Origin of the sequence: Shewanella japonica (assembly GCF_002075795.1) — a bacterium.
GTDB lineage: Bacteria > Pseudomonadota > Gammaproteobacteria > Enterobacterales > Shewanellaceae > Shewanella > Shewanella japonica.
In genome coordinates, this window is sequence record NZ_CP020472.1 from 1,742,989 (window position 1) to 1,762,310 (window position 19,322).

The window sequence follows — 19,322 nt, forward strand, 5'->3', positions numbered from 1 at the left end:
ACTTTGTTATAGATATTTAACATTTAATATAGCGACAATTAAATGCAAAAAAAACAATTAAATTTTGACTGTTAGGACTTTTTTTTGACGGCGGTCACTCAATTAGCCTCAATTACTCGGCTTTAGCGTGAGGTTCTGTCACGGTAATTGACTGTGCAGGACAAGGAGATACGCATGCGCCGCAGCCAGTACAAGCATCAATATCAATAATGGGTTTAGGGATTTGACCGACTGCCATCTTAAACGTAATAGCTCTAGGATCGCATGCATCTTTGCAACTTTGACACCACACACCTTTGTAGGTCAGGCATGAATCATTGATTGACGCTTTAATTGTCCATGGTAAAGCTTGAGATACATCGAAAATCTTTTCTTCGCAGACGGTTGCACACTGCTGACAAAAAGTGCATTCATCTTCAGAAAATTTAATTTCTGGAAAGCCGCCATCTCCTTTAATAAGCACTTTGGTTTCGCAAGCATCGATACAGGCATTACAACGAGTGCATTCGTCAGTAAACTCGATAGAATCTATCACCCATGGTGGACGTTGAGCATTGTCTTTTCTGCGTCTGAATAGGTTTCTACGGCTATGATTAATGGATTGGCTCATGATTTATTTCCAGCCTTACAATGATTCATTTCGTGTTTATTCTCGATAACCTTTAGGGTTTTTTGATTGCCATCGCCAGCTACTTTTAACCATTGACTCAAGGGTATGAGTGGGCTGCCAATCAAGTTCTTTGTGCGCCAAACTCGCATCAGCGAAATAGGCGGCTAAATCTCCTGTACGGCGATCGGTAAAGCGATAAGGTATTGTCTTACCACTGGCTTGTTCAAATGCCGTAATTAACTCGATGACGCTATAACCTCTACCTGTACCGAGGTTGTAAGTCACAATGCCAGGATTTTCAGACAGTTTATTTAAAGCCTTGATGTGGCCTGTTGCGAGATCTTCGACATGAATATAATCTCGAACACCAGTGCCATCAGGAGTGAGGTAATCATTTCCAAAAACGTGTAATTCTTTGATATTCCCAATCGCGACTTGGCAAATAAATGGCATCAAATTGTTGGGTATATCACTAGGATCTTCGCCTATTAACCCACTTTTATGGGCACCAACAGGGTTAAAATATCGTAATACAGCAATATTCCATTGGTTATCTGCAGCGTATAAGTCAGCCAATAGCTGCTCAACCATAAGTTTAGATTGCCCATAAGGGTTGGTAGCACCTGTGGCAAAATCCTCTCGAATTGGCAGACTTTCAGGTAGGCCGTAAACAGTGGCTGATGAGCTAAAGACTAATTTTTTTACATTATGCTCAGCCATGACTTGGCAAAGTATGATGGAACCTGTGACGTTGGTTTCATAATATTGTAACGGGTTAATGACAGACTCGCCTACCGCTTTTAAGCCAGCAAAATGAATCACTGAGTCGATAACATGATCGGTAAAGATTTTGTGTAACAGGGCTTTATTGAGCACGCTACCTTGATAAAAAGTGCAATCTTTCCCTGTAATTTGGCGGATTCTGTCGAGCGCATTAACGTTGGCATTCGATAAATTATCAACAATGATCACCTGCTGATTGGCATCTAACAGTTCTACGACAGTATGAGAGCCGATATAGCCAACACCGCCAGTCACTAGAATTGCCATGGTTTGTCCTTAACACTGTGGAGTAAAAGTAATTGCTCATACTATTGTACTTAACTTAGCGTGATGAATATAACTTTTGTTACTGATATCCATTCGAATAATCAGTAAATAGCAGCATTATTCTAAGATGCGCTACAAAAAAGTCTGCAACATTGCTGGCCTTTAACTCATTCGTCAAACTATAACTACATTTTAAGTCTCTGTTTTAAAATTACTATTCTTTATCAATATTGACTTTGTAGCGAATGGTTTACGTTTTTAGCTAGCAAACTGCCAATCAATAAAGTGTGAGCCTGTTAACAAATATGAAACCTTAGCTCACTATGAAGGCAGAGAAGTTTACGTAAAGTGACACTTATGAGCAAAGCAACAAATTACACAGCTAAAATCCCCGATAGTCAGGGTTATATTCAGTACACTGATGAAGAACATGATGTCTGGCATGAGTTATATCAGCGTCAGATGGTTAACATGCCAGGACGTGCATGTGATGCATATATGCAAGGCCTTAAGGCGCTCAATATGCCGACCAACAGGGTGCCGCAATTACAAGAAATCGATAAAGTGCTAACCGAAACGACTGGTTGGAAAACCGCGGGCGTGCCGGCTTTAATTTCTTTTGGAAAATTTTTTGAATTGCTAGCGAGTAAACAGTTCCCCGTCGCCACGTTTATTCGTACCAAAGAAGAGTTTGATTACTTACAAGAACCGGATATTTTTCATGAAATTTTTGGCCATTGTCCGTTATTGACGAACCCTGCATTTGCGCGCTTTTCACATATTTATGGTCAGCTAGGTTTGGCTGCATCAAAAGAAGAGCGGGTATATTTAGCTAGACTGTATTGGTTTACTGTGGAATTTGGTTTAGTCAAAAGTGCTGACGGCGGTCTTAATATTTATGGTGGGGGGATTTTAAGTTCTCCTGGCGAGACCTTATATGCGTTAAGTGATGAACCTGAACGTAAGCCATTTGATTTGATAGAAGTGCTCAGGACGCCTTACCGAATCGATATTATGCAACCTATTTACTATGTGATTGACAGCGTCGACTATTTGGATGAAATCGCTCAAATGGACATTATGGCTGCAGTGACAAAAGCACGTCAGTTGGGGTTACTTGAACCTAAATTTTCCCCAAAGACGATTGCAAGTTAATACGAATAAAAGAACAAAAAACTCAGGAGTAGTTATGTCTGATTTATCAGAATTAAAATGTGAAGCTTGCCAAATTGATGCCCCAAAAGTGACCGAGCAAGAAATGGTCGAGTTCGGTCAAATGATTCCAGAATGGACCGTAGAGAATCGTGACGGAATTAATCAGTTAGAGCGTGTGTATAAGTTCAAGAACTTCAAGTTGGCGATGGTTTTTACCAATAAATTAGCTGAACTTGCTGAAGAAGAGTTTCATCACCCTGGTATTTTAACGGAATGGGGCAAAGTGACAGTGACTTGGTGGTCACACTCAATTAAAGGACTTCATAAAAATGATTTTATCATGGCGGCGAAAACCGACCAGTTGATAGACTAGTCAGCTTCATCATTAATTTCAGCAGGTTACGTTAACGTAACCTGCTGGAATACGTCATCTGTTACAATTCCGCTGTAAACAACACTTGCCACAAGCCGCATAACCTTTTAACGTATCGCTCACAAATAAAGAAGGATGACAATTTTCATTCAATATTGAATGGTTTTTGCCTTGAATCCTCGTATATTGCTGCAAAATGACTGATAGGGAATAGTTGTATATGCGTTTGGAAGTGAGTTGTTTAGATCGCATTGGCCTTGCGAAAGATATTCTTGAAGTATTAGAGACTTATGGCATTAATTTGATTGCAATTGATGCTAGTAACAAAGGTTTTCTCTATTTACAATTCGCTGAAATTGGGTTTGAAACCTTAAGCGAATTAATGCCACTTATTAGAAAAGTAGAAAGTGTTCATGATGTACGAACCGTATCGTTTATGCCTTCTGAGCAAGAGCGTTATGCATTAAAAACTTTGTTAAAAACGTTACCCGATTCGGTATTTTCTATTAATTCCAAAGGGCGTATTCGTATCGTCAATGAATCTGCATTGTTGACCTTGAATATGCAAGAGCATGAAGTTATTGATGAATCACTAAATCACTGGGTTCAAGGCTTTAACTTTTCTCGTTGGTTAACAGAAGCACCTGTCTTAGCTCAAGCTACCCGAGTACAAATTGGTAGTAACGAGTATCTAGCTGAAATGCTCCCGATTTATTTACCAGATGAAAACAATGCCAGTATCTTAGCTGGTGCTGTTGTATCACTTAAATCGCCTGCCAGAGTAGGTAAACAGTTTAATGCACTTCAAAATCAAACAACGGGTTTTGATAATGTTCTTGCTGTTAGCGATAAGATGAAAGATGTCCTAAAGCAAGCTAAACGTATGGCACAACTTGATGCGCCTTTATTGATCACTGGTGAAACGGGAACGGGTAAAGAGTTAATGGCTAAAGCAAGCCATGATGCCAGTATGCGCCGTGAACATCCGTTTATTCCAATTAACTGTGCAGCTTTGCCTGATAGTGTGGCTGAGGAAGAGTTATTTGGCTTTGTCGCTAACGGACAAGTTATCAAGCGTGGTTTATTTGAAGAAGCGAAAGGCGGCACCGTCTTTTTAGATGAAATCGCCGAAATGTCAAAAGCGGCGCAAGTTAAGTTATTGCGCCTTTTACAAGATGGCACCTTCAGACGAATTGGTGGCGATGAAGAAGTCCGTGCTGATGTACGTATTATTTGCTCCACTCAGAAAAACCTAGCAGAGCTTTGTCAGTCTGGAGAGTTCAGAGAAGATCTATATTACCGAATTCATGTACTCAGTTATCACATGCCGTCGCTGCGCGAGCGAAAGGTTGATGTTATCCCATTAACTGAAATGTTCTTAGAGCATTACAGTCAGCAGCTATCAAGCCCACTTCGCCGTATTTCAGCATCTTGTCGTGATTACCTGTTTACCTATGCGTGGCCTGGTAATGTTCGTCAGCTTAAAAACGCTATTTTTAGAGCGGTTTCAATGTGGGATGGATCAGCTGAATTAACTGTTGAACAGCTTAAACTGCCGTCTTACGCTGAAGGGTTTGGTTATTTTGATGAAGAGTTTGAGGGTAGCCTTGATCAAGCAATGAAAGAATATGAAGCGTCATTGTTAAGGCGTTTATATCCTGCTTATCCAAGTACCCGACAATTAGCCAAAAAGTTAGGTGTTTCTCATACGGCGATTGCAAACAAACTTAGAGATTACAAAATCACTAAAAAGCGTTAGCCGTGAACTTAAGGTTCATTAGGTAAAACTGACTGTAACGATATAATGCCAGCAAAATGCTGGCATTATGGTATTTTTCAGGCATATATTGCTGATATTGCCACTATCTTGCACTGTGTATTAAAAGCTTTACAAAATCACCGCCAACTAACCAAAGTGTGATTTATCTCACGCTATATTAATTTGGCTGAGCTTAATGTATTCCTAGCGTTATAACGCTATTTTCGTTGATATTAACCCGCAATCTGTTCGACAAATGCTTCATTAGCGTCTTAGGTACAGATTGCCAGAAATAACAATTTAAAATCTAGTATCAACTTTATTTGTTCCCTTTAGGAGTCAAAATGAAACTTGCAAGTTACAACAACGGCCGCCGTGATGGCCAACTTATGTTGGTGAGTAAAGATTTATCAAAAGCCGTTGCCGTTCCTGCTATTGCCAATACCATGCAGCAACTATTGGATGCATGGGATTTACTTAATCCTCAATTGCAAGAGCTGTATGAAGCGTTAAATGCTGGTCAAATGGATAATGCTATCGATTTTGATGAGTCACGTTGTCTGTCACCTTTACCACGTGCGTACCAGTGGGCAGATGGTAGTGCTTATGTGAATCACGTTGAGTTAGTTCGTAAGGCTCGTGGTGCTGAAATGCCTGAGTCTTTTTGGACAGATCCATTAGTTTACCAAGGTGGCTCTGATTGCTTTATCGCACCTAAAGCGGATATTGAAATGGCAAGCGAAGAGTTTGGCATTGATTTCGAATCTGAAATTGCCGTTGTTACGGATGATGTTGCAATGGGTGTTGATACCGATAATGCAGCTAAACATATTAAATTACTGATGCTAGTGAATGATGTGTCACTGCGTAATTTAATTCCTGGTGAGTTGGCTAAAGGATTTGGTTTTTTCCAATCTAAGCCTTCTAGTGCATTTTCTCCTGTTGCGATTACCCCAGATGAGTTAGGTGATAAGTGGCAAGACAGTAAAGTTCACTTACCATTAGTCACACATTTAAACGGCGACCTATTTGGCCAACCCAATGCTGGCGTTGATATGACGTTCAACTTCAGCCAACTGGTTTCTCATGTGGCTAAAACCCGTCCATTATGCGCTGGTGCTGTGATTGGTTCAGGCACGATATCAAATTATGATCGCAGTGCAGGTTCTAGCTGTTTAGCTGAGAAACGTATGTTAGAAATCATTGCAGATGGCAAAGCTTCAACTCCATTCATGCATTTCGGTGATACTGTCAGAATCGAAATGTTTGATGAAGAAAACAACAGTATCTTTGGCTCAATAGACCAAAAAGTGGTTGAGTACAAAGGCTAGTCGTTACGGTTTAATACCCTAAAGCAATAGCGCTATGCGTTATTGCTTTTTTTATGCTCATTAGGCTGTTAGCTCAATGATGATAAGGAGATAAAATGAAACTATATGGATACTGGCGCTCAAGTGCCGCCTATCGAGTACGCATTGCACTCAATTTAAAGCAACTGGTGGCAGAACAGGTTTCAGTGCATTTAGTTAACAATGGCGGGGAGCAGCATAGCGAGATGTTTGCAGCGTTAAACCCTCAGCAATTAGTTCCCGCTTTTGTCGACTCTAACGATGACGGGGAATTTTGCCTTACTCAATCAATGGCAATTATTGAATATTTAGAAGAGCAGTATCCTCAAAGCCCACTATTGCCAAAAACGCCAAAGGATAGGGCGATTGTTCGTGCGATGGCGCAATCTATTGCTTGCGAAATTCACCCATTAGATAATTTGCGTGTGTTGCAATTTTTAGTGAAAGAGATGGGTGTAGATGAAGAAGCTAAAATGAAGTGGTATCACCATTGGATCCACATTGGCTTTAAAGCATTAGAATCACAAATGAAGACTTATTCTGGCAAATATTGTTTCGGTGATACTCCGACGTTAGTGGATTTATGTTTAATCCCGCAGGTTTATAATGCTAAACGATTCAATGTTGATTTAACTGATTACCCGAACATTTTAAGAGTTTGGACGTATTGTAATCAACAACCTGCTTTTGCTGATGCCGCTCCAGAACAGCAGGCTGATGCTACTTAAACCTTGGTGACTCTTTCGCTACATAGCCAGTTAATGTTGAGCGTGTTCTACAATCACATGCTCTGACCATTTGACTGGCTGTTGCTCCTTTCAGTGCGTTATTCGTGTTTAAACTTGCTTTATATTATCCAATTTTATTGCCTATCAACTTGAAATGGCGCGTAGTTTATTAATAGCTTTGTGACATAAAATCAGTTAACTTAGCCCACCAATATTAGCATGTGTTAATGTTGTTTTTGTCAATATTGTCGTTTAGTAAGTTTTGTCGAAAGAGTAGCGTTATTTATCGATCAAAATGTAAATTATTAAAGTTCTTCATTTATTAAGCCGATAAAGTGGTAGCTTTTGATTTACCGTTTTTAAATCTGCAAATTAGCATCGGTACACTGTGGTTAATTTGAATAGTACAAATAACACTCGGAATAGCTCATGGATTTTGAATCTCAAATAAAACAGTGGATTACAAACGACCCAATGCGCATGAAAGCATTGGATCTGACTGCGCAAATGTTTAAAGAGCTTGAGGTTGATGATTGGTATATTGCTGCAGGTTTTGTTCGTAATTTAGTGTGGGATAAATTGCATGGCGCTGCGGAATCAGTATTAGATGATATTGACGTGATTTATTACTGCAATGAAGAAACCAGTGTTTATCGTGACAAGTTAATCGAACTTGCTTTAGCGGAAATGGCTTCATTCCCTTGGTCCGTTAAAAACCAAGCAAGAATGCACATAAAAAACCAGCATCTTGCATATACTTCTGCTAAAGATGCGATGTCTTATTGGCCTGAACTGCAAACAGCGATTGGAGTGAAGCTCGATGAGCGTGGTGATATTGTCGTTGAGTCAGTGTTCGGTTTGCCATGTCTATTTAACTTGACTGTAAATTACAATCCCAAAGCTGATGAGTCAGTGTTTATGGAGCGAGTTGCCAGCAAGCCTTGGTTTAATGAGTACCAGAATTTGTCGTTAGAGCTTTAATTCGTTTAGTTAGCATTGCTAATTCAAACATTTTGAAATAACACTTCGATGGTGACAGTCAAAACGGCTTGATTCAAGCGCTCGCTGTCTTCATCTTCACTCCATGTGTATTCAGGCGTAATGCCAAAAAATAACCATTCTCTCAAATAACTTTGTCTATATGTGAGCCCAATACTGGCTTTATCAATATAATGGTAGGGCTTATTGACGCCATTTATTTTTGCTTGATAGCTAATGGCTTGTGTCTCACTAATATATTGATAAAGCTGTAAACCAGTGCCTATTTTCCAGCCGTTACCTTTATTCTCATATTGTGCTGCACTATGCCAACGGAGCAAAAATTGAGGGTTAAAAGCATGTTCAAAATCTAACTCTGTAGATTCACCTGTTACGCTTTTTTCCTGGTATAACTTTTGTGTAAATCGCCAAAGGCTGTTGTCCGAAATCGGTAAAGTGTAACGGTAGCGCGCTTCAATTTTGGGTTTAAAACTGGCTTTGATATTGAAACTACTTCTTTCTTTTGTATACCAGTCATATCGTAAGCCGACATCAACATCTCTTTCTTCATCAGGACGTTTAATAAAAGAGAAAGGATCATCTTCGCCCGTGGAGTCAAAAATAAGCTTTAATTTCTTGCTCATCCCCGGCAAGTTTAAACGCGCATTTAAGTTAGCTCGATACTTAAACCCCTCCTTTTCAAAATAAGAGAAGTCGTTATACCAGCGAATGATGGTGCCTGCTCGTCCATCATCCTCTATACGATCATCGACAAAAAAGCTGTCAAACCAGATAGCGGGTTCGCAAAACTTGGTATTCAAATAAGCGAATGTTTTATCTAACGGTAGTTCTGATTGTGAGCGGCTATAGCATGGAGAGTCTTCAGTAGCGCTTTGCTCACTGTTGGCTTTTGTAGCGTTTGGTTTAATTTTTTGAACAGCTTCTACGGTTGCGTCGCTTGCCGTTTCTGATTTGCTTTCAGCTTGCTTCGGTGTTTGCTCAAAAACCGTACTCGCTTGAGTAGAGTTAATATTGGCAAACAACAATAGCCAGCTAATTATCATAAAAATCTGTTTTGATTGGCGCGACAAAGCGATGTGATTCCAAAAAGAAAGTCGATAAATTTGATTGTATCACTTATGTAACGAATTTCTGATGGTTAACATCTTAGTGGCATAAAACAAATCTTACACCAATTAGATAGATGAAATTGTTGTCAATATGTGAATTATTTATTTTGCCTGAATATTTATGCGATACCTAGGGTTGAGTGAAATTTGTTCGTTTTTAATGCGATATGTTGGATTTATAGCTGTATATTAAATGCGTGTTATCTAAATCTGCTAGGTAAATGTGATCTCAGTCATTAATGTTGCTTACCTAGTTTGGTATAGGTGTTTTTATTGATTTGGATCAATATTGTTAATCAAATACTCTGGCAGTGTAGCGGCAATTGTTAACAGTGTTTGCACAAAGCACTAATTATGTTGCGCACATGGAGTTGTCACAATGAATAAAAAAATAGCCTTAAGTATTGTCGCAGCCAGTTTATTATCTACTGGCATTTCTTCTTCTGTTTTTGCTCACCAAGCGGGTGACTTTATAGTACGTGTCGGTGCTGCTGCGGTTGTACCTAATGAATCTAGCCCAGTTATTGCTGGTATATCTGAGTTTAGTGTTGATGACAATACTCAAGTTGGCCTTAACTTCAGTTACATGTTGACTGACAATTGGGCGGTTGAGTTATTGGCGGCAACTCCTTTTAGCCACGATATCTCACTAGATGGAGTAGGTAAGATTGCTGAGACAAAACATTTACCACCTACCTTAGTTGCTCAGTATTACTTCGGTGATGCTAATTCTTCTTTACGTCCTTATATTGGTGTCGGTGTCAACTTTACCAACTTTTATGACAATGAAATCACCAATAAAACAGACCTTGATTTAAACAGTTTAAGTTTGAGTAATTCTTGGGGACTGGCAGCGCAAGTGGGTATTGATTATCAAGTTAACAATAACTGGTTAGTTAATGCTTCAGTTTGGTATGCAGATATTTCAACAGATGTTAATTTTAACGCAGGTGATACGGCTTACCCAGAAACCACTGTCGATATTAACCCTTGGGTTTACATGGTAAGTGTTGGCTATTCTTTTTAAGCGTTCATTCAAGAACTCAGTTTACTAGCCGATTTTAGGGCGTTAGATGATAAAACAGGAGCTTATTAGCTCCTGTTTTTGGTTTAAGGTTTTACAAATTATAAAGCTACTTCTTCTTTTTCGTTTTCCAGTGGCGGGTGTTGTAAATAAATTCTGGCAACATCATGGTTAACCAAGCAACTAAACGCCAGCGTTTGGTGACATATACTTTACGTTTACCTTTTTTCATTGCAGCAATGATTTGATCTGCCACTTTAGCAAGAGGCGGGAGCCACAACTTACTTTGCTGCATCGCAGCTTTATCTAATAAGCCTAATTGAATATCTGTAATGGTGATGGGTAATTTCAGGCGCTGAGCATGCATACTCAAGCCTTCAAGGTAGTTCTGTGCATACGCCTTAGATGCATGGTAAGCAACGCTTGGTCCACCTCTCAGTCCGGCAATTGAGTTAATAGCGGCAATTTGGCCATACCCTTGCTCTCGCATGAGTCGGAAAGTGGTATTACAAATAGCAGTAAAACCAGTGACATTGACGTCAATAATATCTTGCTCAAGTTGCCATGGCAGCGTCTCGTTGTAACCATTTAGCCCTGTGTTTATTAAGACCAAATGTGCGCCATCGATTCGTTGCCACTCTTGTTCTAATTGGCGAATTATCTCAACAGGCTGCTCAATATTTAACGGTAAAACGTTAACTTCAGTCTCAAGTTGTGAAGCAAACTCTTTTAATGAGTCTGGATCTTGGACAAAAAGTGTCAAAGCAACTTTTTCTGCGGCCAATTTACGGGCGATTTCTTTACTAAGATGTGAGCTAGCGCCCACTATTATTGCGTTTGCTTGTGTCATGCGCTTTAAGGCTTCGAAATGATGACCTATGATAAAAACAACTGCTTTCGATAACAAGCAAGAATATTATTCAATATAAGACGTATAGACTTCTAGAAGTCTTTATGTATGATAAGGAGACTGAAATGAGCAAGGCAATGATGCGATTATTTAATGGAGTGCTTGTCGCGGTAGTGGTGTTTTTAGGATTAGGTGCATGTGCTTCGCACAATGATCTTGTCAGTGTATCAGGTGAGATCATGTATCGAGAGCGTATCGCGTTACCTGATAACGCAGTTATTAAAGTGCAACTTAAAGATGTGTCTTTGCAAGATACGAAAGCGATTGTTATGGCTGAAATGACTTCAGATGAAGTGACGACGCCCCATGCATTTACATTTGAACTTGCTCGCGATCAATTTCAGCAGGGACATACCTACGCCATAGGTGCCCGTATTGAGGTGGAAGGTAAGCTTTGGTTTATCAATACTCAATCTTATGTAGTTGATATTAATAGTAATGAGGCTATTAATCTTATCGTAAATAAAGTCGGTAATGAGTGATAAATGTCGGACGCAACACGGTTGTGTGTTGTTGATGTTTTCCAAGTACCGAATCTTATAGTGTTAAAAAGGTGCTTTGATGCCGGTTAGAATCCCAGATAATTTACCCGCTGCAGAAATCTTAGAATCAGAGAATATTTTCGTTATGTCCGAAACACGGGCTGCGAATCAAGATATTCGTCCAATGCGTGTGCTGATTTTAAATTTGATGCCTAATAAAATTGAGACAGAAACTCAGTTGTTACGTTTATTAGGAAATACGCCTTTGCAAGTGGATGTGGATTTATTACGTATCCATGATAAAGCTTCAAAACACACCTCAATTGATCATATGAACACTTTTTATCGTGATTTCGAAGCGGTAAAAACACGCAATTATGATGGTCTAATTATCACTGGTGCGCCACTAGGGCAATTAGACTTTGAAGATGTTGTGTATTGGGAACACATAAAAGAAATTATCGATTGGTCTCAGCAGCATGTCACATCGGTATTGTTTTTATGCTGGGCTGCCCATGCGGGTTTATTTCACTTATATGATTTACATCGAAAATTGCTAGAGAAGAAACGTTCTGGTGTGTTTAACCACAGTCGCTGTAATAAACCACATCCGTTATTACGTGGTTTCGATGATGAATTTTTTGCGCCTCATTCACGTTTCGCTGAAATGGATATTAATGATATTAAGCAGCATCCTGATTTAGAAGTATTGGCTGAATCAAAAGAAGCTGGAGCTTATATCGTGTTAAGTCGAAATAATCGAAACTTGTTTGTAATGGGTCATCCAGAATATCAAAAATCGACGTTAAACGACGAATACCTGCGTGATATTGAGCAAGGTCTAAAACCAAGTGTTCCCACTCATTATTATCGTGACGATAACCCTAAAAATGACGCCGTTGCCAAATGGCATAGTCATGGCAGTTTGTTAGTCAGTAATTGGCTTAATTATTATGTTTATCAGTTAACGCCGTATGATTTATCTGACATGAGTGCAATGACGCCATGGGAAACCGGTCGTTAGTGTCTCAATATTAAGTCATTCGTTTAATTAAAGGCGCCATTTAGTATGACTAAGTGGCGCTTTTAGTCTCACCTTATTGCCTGGAAAATACCCAAAATAATTAGTTGTTTAGCACAAGTTAATACTTGGGATTGAAATCAAGCCCAACCAGTGTCGTGTCGTTGTTTCTTCGGTTAGGATTTTTGAATACTTAGTTAACGTAGCTGAGTCTTGCTGAGTATTACTTTTCAAACGGATCTGAAATTTAATGAGGGTATTCAATTGAATAACAAGAAACTACTCCCGCTAGCGTTTGCTATTGCTGGGTTATCTGGAGCCTTGCAAGCCGCACCGCATGCTCCCACGCCACAAACGGGCGCTTTCGATTTAGTGATTGCCGATGAGCAGAAGTTAATAGAAATGCTCAAGAAATCAGGAAAAATCTCACAAAGTGCTAGCTTAAAAGAAGCTGAAACAGCGTTAAAAACCTACCTTAAAAAACGTCAATCAGAAGCGGTACTAAATGCCGCAGCGCTCGATGCTGCTGTAGTCAGTCAGTATCCTATGACTAATGAAATTAAAGGTAAGGCTAAACATCATAAACGGCATGAAGCGTCAAAAGGACAGCTAACAGCCAATGCGATGCGAAGCCGTCCTGCGAATGTTCAAGAAGAAGTATATGAAGGTGAAACACGAGAAGCACGTGTTTTAGCGATTTTGATGGAGTTCCCTGACTTTGTGCATAATTCTATCTTACCTGATGAAGCAGGTATGTATTATGAGGATTACAACCCAGACCATTATCGTCAAATCCTTTTTGGTGACGATGGTTGGGTTGCGCCGAATGGTCATCATGCTAATTCGTTTAGACAATTTTATGAGAAACAGTCAGGTGACAGTTATACCGTCACTGGCGATGTTGCTGGTTGGTATATGGCAGAAATGCCTGCGGCATTCTATGGCAACAATGTTGATGGTGATGCGAGAAGCTTAATTCGAGAAGCTTTAACTGCAGCCTCACAAGATCCCACTGTGGACTTAAATCAATTTGATATTGAAGACAGGTATGATCTTGATGGTGATGGTAATTACTGGGAACCAGATGGATTGGTTGATCATGTGATGGTATTCCATTCAGCAGTGGGGGAAGAAGCTGGTGGTGGTCAAGTAGGTGAAGATGCTATTTGGTCACATCGTTGGAATTTGGGGGGAGTATTTGGGATCCCTGATTCTTCAAGCTCAGCGCCTTATTGGGGCGGACTAATGGGGGCTTTTGATTATACCATCGCTCCGATTGACAGTGCTGTTGGAGTCATTAGCCATGAATATGGTCATGATTTAGGGTTACCTGATGAATATGACACTCAATATACTGGCCAAGGTGAGCCGGTATCTATGTGGTCTATTATGTCATCTGGTAGTTGGGCGGGTGAAATCGGCGGCACAGAGCCCGTTGGTTTTAGTCCATTCGCAAAAGAGTATTTACAAGCAAGCCTTGGTGGCAATTGGCAACACGGTGCTGTGGTGAATTTTGATGATATTCCTCGTCGAGGTGTCGTTGGTCTATTAGATCAAGCATCCAGTAAAGGCACTAATCATGATGTGATTAGGGTGAGTCTGCCAAACAAGCAACAGGTTATTACTGTACCAACCAGTGGGGAATATGCGTATTTCAGTGGTTCTGGAGATAATCTAGAAAACCTGATGGCCGTTTCTGTCGATTTAACTGATGCAACCACTGCAGCAGTGCAGTTTAAAACATGGTATGACATCGAGCTTGATTGGGATTATGGCTATGTGATTGCTGTTGGTAGCTTTGGTCAGATGATGCTTGAAGGCAATATCACCAGTAACACAAATCCGAATGATACTAATTTGGGTAACGGTATAACAGGTAATTCAGCGGGCTGGATTGATGCTGAATTTGATCTCACTTCGCTTGCTGGTGAGGCATTTGATTTATACGTAATGTATAAAACCGATGGCGCGGTATCCAACCCAGGTATGTACGTTGATGATTTAAACATTGTGGTCGATGAAACGATTGTTGCGACAGCGAATGCTGATGTGATGCCAGAAGTCATGATGCTAAATGGATTTGATGTATCGACGGGCGTTTCTGAAACTGAGCACTATTATTTAGTTGAGTGGCGTACTCATCATGGTGTCGACAGTGGTTTAGCGCATATCAATGTTGCTGGACAGCCAATGACCTATGAAAAGGGCATGCTCATTTGGTACGTGGATAATCAATATTCAGATAACTGGGTTGGTGTTCACCCTGGTGACGGTTTCTTAGGTGTTGTGGATGCTGATCAAAATACCTTGTCTTGGAGCAATGGTAATATTGCAACGACACGCTACCAAATCCACGATGCGACATTTAGAATCGATAGACCTGAAAAGATGTTTATCGATTTGTCTGAAGATTATGGCATCACTATGTATGACAACCGTACTCGTGCCCAACGTACTTTTAGAGATTCTCGTGATTACTCTGGCGGCGACTTACTTGATGCTGGACGTAATATTCCTGAATACGGGTTAACAATTCGCTTATTAAATCAAAGTGAAGATCGTAGTGTTGGTGCGGTAATGATCCAAAAGTAGTGCATTTTTGCATAAACAGCTTGAAATAAAGCTTGCTGTTAATTGCAGATGATTCACCAATAGCGAAGTTAATGAATGGCCTTAATAAGCCACTTTACTTTTGCAAAAAGCGCTGAGATTCAGCGCTTTTTTTATTTTTCATATTTATTTTTATACGCGAGTTATCAGTTAAAAATATCAATAGTCCTGATATTTTGCCGATAAATTATGGCAACTAAGCTAGATACAGGTTAATTATCTAATCGCATTAGCGTTAGCATCGATTCAAGCATAAGCCTGCGGTCTTCGCTACATTGTCATATCGAAGCAACTCACTTATGCTGATACAATCTGTTAACCCTTGTGACAGTTAAATCTTGTTTTGCTGACCTTGATGTATCTCAAAGCTTAAATGGTAAGCAGGGGCATAGCGAAATCAGATGTTGAGGCGCCCATTGATTGAATTTCACCTTTGTTATTACCGAGTGCTATCGATAAGCCGATTCATTGCGTTGGCAGGCTTTATCAGTCTGGTTACTCCAGTTTATGCCAATGACAATGTAGAGCGAGCGATACAGTCAAATGATGCTCATCACGTCATGACATTAGATTCAGTTAAACAAGCGCTGGATAAGTTTTCTGCGCCAGAGGAAAAGCTTGAGTATTTACAACAAGCTCAGCAACACCATTCGTGGAACCCAATTGATAATGCCCATATATTCAATTTAATTGCGATTGAACAAGAGGCATTAGACAAATTAGATGATGCCGTTGAATCATATTCTTTAGCGATTCAATCTGCTGAGCAAGTTGCCACTTCAGATATTTTAGTTATCAGTTATATTGAGCGTTCATTCATTAAATATTTACAGGTTAATGATAAAGAGCGCTATTGCCCTGATAGAGAATATGCATTGGAATTAGCACGCGCTATTGACTCTCCTATCGTGTTGTCCAAAGCACTCACGCAAAGCGCATTTTGCTACACTGACACACAAGTGTTTGAGCAAGGATTACAGCGCCTTGAAGAAGCTTTGTTGATTGCCAAGAAGCACCATTTCCCTCCGAACAAGCAAGCGATGATTTATAACTCAACTGGCGCGATTTACCGCTCTAATGGATTACATAAATACGCTTATGAATACTTCAATGAAGCCTATCGGTTATGGAGTGAAGTTGACGATATTCAAGACATGTTCAATATGCTGCACAACTTGGTTGGTGAGGCGATAAAAATGTCAGACTGGGAAGCGGCTGAAATTCATGTTGTAGGCCTGTTTGATTTAGCCAAGCGGCATCCTGAATTTAACGACTTCTTATTTTTCGCTTATTTTAATGCGGGTCGGCTAAGTTATTATAATAATGATCATGAGTTGGCAATTGAGCGATTACAAAACGCTAAACAGTTAAGCTCAACCACTAATGAACAATATTTTATTGGCTTAATGTATGCCTATCTCGCTTTAGCTCACATGCAGCAAGAGCAGCCAGAGTTGGCTTATGAAGCTGCTGATGTATTTATAAATTCTGACACATTTGCGGCGAGCTCTTCTTTTCTCAAAACGTCAATAATGGCGCTTAAACAGTTTTCCGAACAAGAGTACTTAGCCAGCTTTAACTTGTTGATGTCGAGCTTAAATCATGAACGTTTGACCTATGCCTCCATCATGGACAAAGACGTTATCTACTCGTCGCTAGAGCACAATTCAAAAGTCGCTGAATATGAAATCCAAATCCTGGAAAATCAGCTTGCGATTAATTTACTGAAGTTAAAGTCAGAAACAGATAAGCAGCAAATATCTCAATTAACCTTAATCGTTACCAGTTTGATTATTGTGGTTTTACTTGTTGCAACGGCTTTTTTAATTCAGTCTCGCCGCTTATTTAAACGCCGTTCGCAAACAGATTATCTTACAGGGATATCAAATCGACGTTACACCATGGAGCAGGGGAATAGGTTATTTAGTCTTGCCCTAAAACGAGCTGAGCCATTAGCAGTGATCATTTTTGATATTGATAAATTTAAAATGATTAATGACACATACGGTCATCATATCGGGGACTTAACAATTAAAGCTGCGGCACGAAAAGCAAGAAATTGGGTCAAAAAAACGGATGTATTAGGCCGAATTGGTGGAGAAGAGTTTTTATTGATATTGCCTAATACCAATATAGACCAAGCAGTTGAAGTGGCTGAGCGACTCCGTAACAGTATCGAGCAGCAAACATTTACTTTTGATCATGTCGAAGTGAAATTTACCATCAGCTTAGGGGTTACTGTAAGTCAGCTAAGCGAAGTTGATGGTGTTGTCATAGAGCATAGCGAGCAAGATGAATTAGCAGAGCAAGATCTTGGAACTGAAGAAAGCCTAGATTCACTATCTAAGATGATAAAAAGAGCGGATGCTGGTATGTATAAAGCGAAACAAAATGGCCGTAATCAAACCTTTTCGATGTGATATTTTCCTATTGATCCAATGCGTGTTGATTTGATGGCTTTCCACTATACGGGCATTAGCAACTCAATTAACCTTGATGCTCCTTAAAACCTGCACGTCACCACTGTTATTTCTTTCCCATCTATTTCTTTCCCATCTATTTCTTCCCATCATAATCTGCAGCGATTCATTCCCCGTATGAGCTAACTCACTTTTTGACAACAATAAACTTGGCAGTCCTAGTTATAAATCCCCTTAATTATTAATGGCATATCGTTTTTGTAAATTTTCAATGACAGCCGTGTTGAAATCTTAATATGAATTTGACGATTTTTTCTTGCTTTACGTTAGCGTAAACGTCACAGTGTGATAATTGAACTAGATCACATTTTACTGTGTATTAATCTCGGCCAGAATATTTGCCGGTTTACAGCGGAGAAGTTATGAGCACCACACATTCATCACCACAAGATATCGTTATCGTTGCTGCTAAGCGCACCCCAATGGGTGGCTTTCAAGGCGCATTATCAGCAGTGACATCTCCAACATTAGCCGCCAATGCGATTAAAGGGTTAGTCAGTCACACTCAGATTGATACTCATTTAATTGATGAAGTCTTAATGGGTTGTGTATTGCCTGCAGGTTTAGGACAGGCGCCAGCTCGTCAAGCGACATTAGGAGCTGAATTACCTTTAAGTGTTGGTGCAACGACCATCAATAAAGTCTGCGGTTCAGGTATGAAGACCGTGATGATGGCGCACGACTTAATCAAAGCGGGTAGTGCTGAAGTTGTTGTTGCTGGTGGTATGGAAAGTATGACCCAAGCGCCTTATTTATTAGATAAGGCGCGTAGTGGAATGCGTATGGGTCATGGCAAAGTTTTGGACCATATGTTCCTCGATGGCCTTGAAGATGCTTACACTGGCGGTGCAATGGGGACTTTTGCCCAAAAAACTGCTGATGATTTTGGCTTAACTCGTGAAAACATGGACCAATTCGCACTGAACTCTTTAGAAAAGGCTAACGCAGCGATTCAGTCTGGAGCGTTTAAAGATGAAATCGTGCCAGTGACGATTTCAAGTCGTCGAGGTGATGTCACAGTGGATACGGATGAGCAGCCAGGCAATGCGCGTCCTGAAAAAATCCCTTCACTACGTCCAGCATTTGCTAAAGACGGCACAATTACAGCCGCTAACTCAAGCTCTATTTCAGATGGTGCTGCGGCCTTAATGTTAATGAGCCGAGAAAAAGCGGAGTCATTAGGCCTCACTATTATGGCGACAATTAAAGGCCATACCACTCATTCTCAAGAACCTTCAATGTTTACCACTGCACCAGTCGGTGCAATGAACAAGCTATTCGATAAAGTTAATTGGTCTAAAGCTGATGTGGATTTATTCGAAATTAACGAAGCATTCGGCATGGTGACTATGTTAGCTATTAGTGAATTACAACTTGACGAATCTAAAGTCAATATCAATGGCGGCGCTTGCGCATTAGGCCATCCTATTGGGTGCTCTGGGGCACGTGTACTTGTGACGTTAATTCATTCGCTAAAAGCCAAGGGCTTATCTAAAGGTGTGGCGTCATTATGTATTGGTGGTGGTGAAGCAACGGCAATGGCAATTGAAGTTTAACTATCTTGCTATAACCGTTTAAGTGTAACAATCGATTAGAAAATAATTCAACAAGACTCAAGTGCTGCACGAGCTAGGCAATTATTCGTAACACTAATAAGTAACAG

At 40.1% G+C, this 19,322-nt stretch carries 16 protein-coding genes; 12 read left to right on the plus strand and 4 right to left on the minus strand.

The features are described from left to right. Window positions 1-112: 112 nt before the first annotated feature. Together napF and galE are read right to left on the minus strand one after the other, a co-directional pair. On the minus strand, window positions 113-610 hold the full coding sequence (napF, locus tag SJ2017_RS07460; RefSeq protein ID WP_080915361.1) for a ferredoxin-type protein NapF: 498 nt from the start codon (window positions 608-610) through the stop codon (window positions 113-115). A gap of 36 nt (window positions 611-646) precedes the next feature. Next, window positions 647-1,660, minus strand: a complete 1,014-nt coding sequence (gene galE / locus SJ2017_RS07465) for a UDP-glucose 4-epimerase GalE (RefSeq protein WP_080915362.1) — start codon at window positions 1,658-1,660, stop codon at window positions 647-649. A gap of 357 nt (window positions 1,661-2,017) precedes the next feature. Between galE and phhA the strand changes: the two genes are divergently transcribed. The 6 genes from phhA to SJ2017_RS07495 all read left to right on the plus strand — a co-directional run bounded on the left by phhA (window position 2,018) and on the right by SJ2017_RS07495 (window position 8,005). After that, window positions 2,018-2,815, plus strand: a complete 798-nt coding sequence (gene phhA / locus SJ2017_RS07470; protein ID WP_080915363.1) for a phenylalanine 4-monooxygenase — start codon at window positions 2,018-2,020, stop codon at window positions 2,813-2,815. 34 nt (window positions 2,816-2,849) lie between these two features. Then, window positions 2,850-3,188 (plus strand): 4a-hydroxytetrahydrobiopterin dehydratase, encoded by a 339-nt coding sequence (locus SJ2017_RS07475; RefSeq protein ID WP_080915364.1) that lies wholly within the window; start codon window positions 2,850-2,852, stop codon window positions 3,186-3,188. A 220-nt stretch (window positions 3,189-3,408) separates the two neighbouring features. Continuing rightward, window positions 3,409-4,947: a transcriptional regulator TyrR gene (gene tyrR / locus SJ2017_RS07480; protein WP_080915365.1), complete on the plus strand. Its 1,539-nt coding sequence runs from the start codon at window positions 3,409-3,411 to the stop codon at window positions 4,945-4,947. A gap of 344 nt (window positions 4,948-5,291) precedes the next feature. After that, window positions 5,292-6,278 carry a fumarylacetoacetate hydrolase family protein gene (locus SJ2017_RS07485; protein ID WP_065109183.1) on the plus strand — a complete coding sequence of 329 codons (987 nt, stop codon included), beginning with the start codon at window positions 5,292-5,294 and terminating at the stop codon, window positions 6,276-6,278. Between the two features lie 95 nt (window positions 6,279-6,373). After that, window positions 6,374-7,024 (plus strand): maleylacetoacetate isomerase, encoded by a 651-nt coding sequence (maiA, locus tag SJ2017_RS07490; protein ID WP_080915366.1) that lies wholly within the window; start codon window positions 6,374-6,376, stop codon window positions 7,022-7,024. 429 nt (window positions 7,025-7,453) lie between these two features. Further along, window positions 7,454-8,005 (plus strand): nucleotidyltransferase family protein, encoded by a 552-nt coding sequence (locus tag SJ2017_RS07495; protein WP_080915367.1) that lies wholly within the window; start codon window positions 7,454-7,456, stop codon window positions 8,003-8,005. Window positions 8,006-8,028: 23 nt separating this feature from the next. Here SJ2017_RS07495 and SJ2017_RS07500 read toward each other — a convergent pair whose 3' ends face one another. Next, on the minus strand, window positions 8,029-9,066 hold the full coding sequence (locus tag SJ2017_RS07500) for a hypothetical protein (protein ID WP_244899786.1): 1,038 nt from the start codon (window positions 9,064-9,066) through the stop codon (window positions 8,029-8,031). 445 nt (window positions 9,067-9,511) lie between these two features. Between SJ2017_RS07500 and ompW the strand changes: the two genes are divergently transcribed. Then, window positions 9,512-10,159 (plus strand): outer membrane protein OmpW, encoded by a 648-nt coding sequence (gene ompW, locus SJ2017_RS07505; RefSeq protein WP_080915368.1) that lies wholly within the window; start codon window positions 9,512-9,514, stop codon window positions 10,157-10,159. A gap of 106 nt (window positions 10,160-10,265) precedes the next feature. Here the strand turns inward: ompW and SJ2017_RS07510 are convergent, their stop codons facing one another. Further along, window positions 10,266-11,006: an SDR family NAD(P)-dependent oxidoreductase gene (locus SJ2017_RS07510; RefSeq protein ID WP_080917430.1), complete on the minus strand. Its 741-nt coding sequence runs from the start codon at window positions 11,004-11,006 to the stop codon at window positions 10,266-10,268. Between the two features lie 125 nt (window positions 11,007-11,131). Here SJ2017_RS07510 and SJ2017_RS07515 point away from each other — a divergent pair, with 125 nt between their 5' ends. The 5 genes from SJ2017_RS07515 (at window position 11,132) to SJ2017_RS07535 (ending at window position 19,215) form a co-directional block, all read left to right on the plus strand. Next, window positions 11,132-11,548: a YbaY family lipoprotein gene (locus SJ2017_RS07515; RefSeq protein WP_156003190.1), complete on the plus strand. Its 417-nt coding sequence runs from the start codon at window positions 11,132-11,134 to the stop codon at window positions 11,546-11,548. 79 nt (window positions 11,549-11,627) lie between these two features. Next, window positions 11,628-12,572 carry a homoserine O-acetyltransferase MetA gene (gene metA, locus SJ2017_RS07520; RefSeq protein ID WP_080915369.1) on the plus strand — a complete coding sequence of 315 codons (945 nt, stop codon included), beginning with the start codon at window positions 11,628-11,630 and terminating at the stop codon, window positions 12,570-12,572. Between the two features lie 261 nt (window positions 12,573-12,833). Further along, window positions 12,834-15,161, plus strand: coding sequence for an immune inhibitor A domain-containing protein (locus SJ2017_RS07525; protein WP_080915370.1), 2,328 nt, complete (start codon window positions 12,834-12,836; stop codon window positions 15,159-15,161). Between the two features lie 434 nt (window positions 15,162-15,595). Then, window positions 15,596-17,599, plus strand: a complete 2,004-nt coding sequence (locus tag SJ2017_RS07530; protein WP_167692899.1) for a tetratricopeptide repeat-containing diguanylate cyclase — start codon at window positions 15,596-15,598, stop codon at window positions 17,597-17,599. 422 nt (window positions 17,600-18,021) lie between these two features. Continuing rightward, window positions 18,022-19,215 (plus strand): thiolase family protein, encoded by a 1,194-nt coding sequence (locus SJ2017_RS07535; protein ID WP_080915372.1) that lies wholly within the window; start codon window positions 18,022-18,024, stop codon window positions 19,213-19,215. The last annotated feature ends 107 nt before the right edge of the window (window positions 19,216-19,322 follow it).

Coding starts and splice junctions, on each gene's coding strand:
- SJ2017_RS07500 (WP_244899786.1), bottom strand. CDS start 9,066: ATGATAATTAGCTGGCTATTGTTGTTTGCCAATATTAACTCTACTCAA.
- SJ2017_RS07535 (WP_080915372.1), top strand. CDS start 18,022: ATGAGCACCACACATTCATCACCACAAGATATCGTTATCGTTGCTGCT.
- SJ2017_RS07475 (WP_080915364.1), top strand. CDS start 2,850: ATGTCTGATTTATCAGAATTAAAATGTGAAGCTTGCCAAATTGATGCC.
- phhA (WP_080915363.1), top strand. CDS start 2,018: ATGAGCAAAGCAACAAATTACACAGCTAAAATCCCCGATAGTCAGGGT.
- SJ2017_RS07495 (WP_080915367.1), top strand. CDS start 7,454: ATGGATTTTGAATCTCAAATAAAACAGTGGATTACAAACGACCCAATG.
- SJ2017_RS07510 (WP_080917430.1), bottom strand. CDS start 11,006: ATGACACAAGCAAACGCAATAATAGTGGGCGCTAGCTCACATCTTAGT.
- napF (WP_080915361.1), bottom strand. CDS start 610: ATGAGCCAATCCATTAATCATAGCCGTAGAAACCTATTCAGACGCAGA.
- galE (WP_080915362.1), bottom strand. CDS start 1,660: ATGGCAATTCTAGTGACTGGCGGTGTTGGCTATATCGGCTCTCATACT.
- ompW (WP_080915368.1), top strand. CDS start 9,512: ATGAATAAAAAAATAGCCTTAAGTATTGTCGCAGCCAGTTTATTATCT.
- metA (WP_080915369.1), top strand. CDS start 11,628: ATGCCGGTTAGAATCCCAGATAATTTACCCGCTGCAGAAATCTTAGAA.
- tyrR (WP_080915365.1), top strand. CDS start 3,409: ATGCGTTTGGAAGTGAGTTGTTTAGATCGCATTGGCCTTGCGAAAGAT.
- SJ2017_RS07485 (WP_065109183.1), top strand. CDS start 5,292: ATGAAACTTGCAAGTTACAACAACGGCCGCCGTGATGGCCAACTTATG.
- SJ2017_RS07515 (WP_156003190.1), top strand. CDS start 11,132: ATGAGCAAGGCAATGATGCGATTATTTAATGGAGTGCTTGTCGCGGTA.
- maiA (WP_080915366.1), top strand. CDS start 6,374: ATGAAACTATATGGATACTGGCGCTCAAGTGCCGCCTATCGAGTACGC.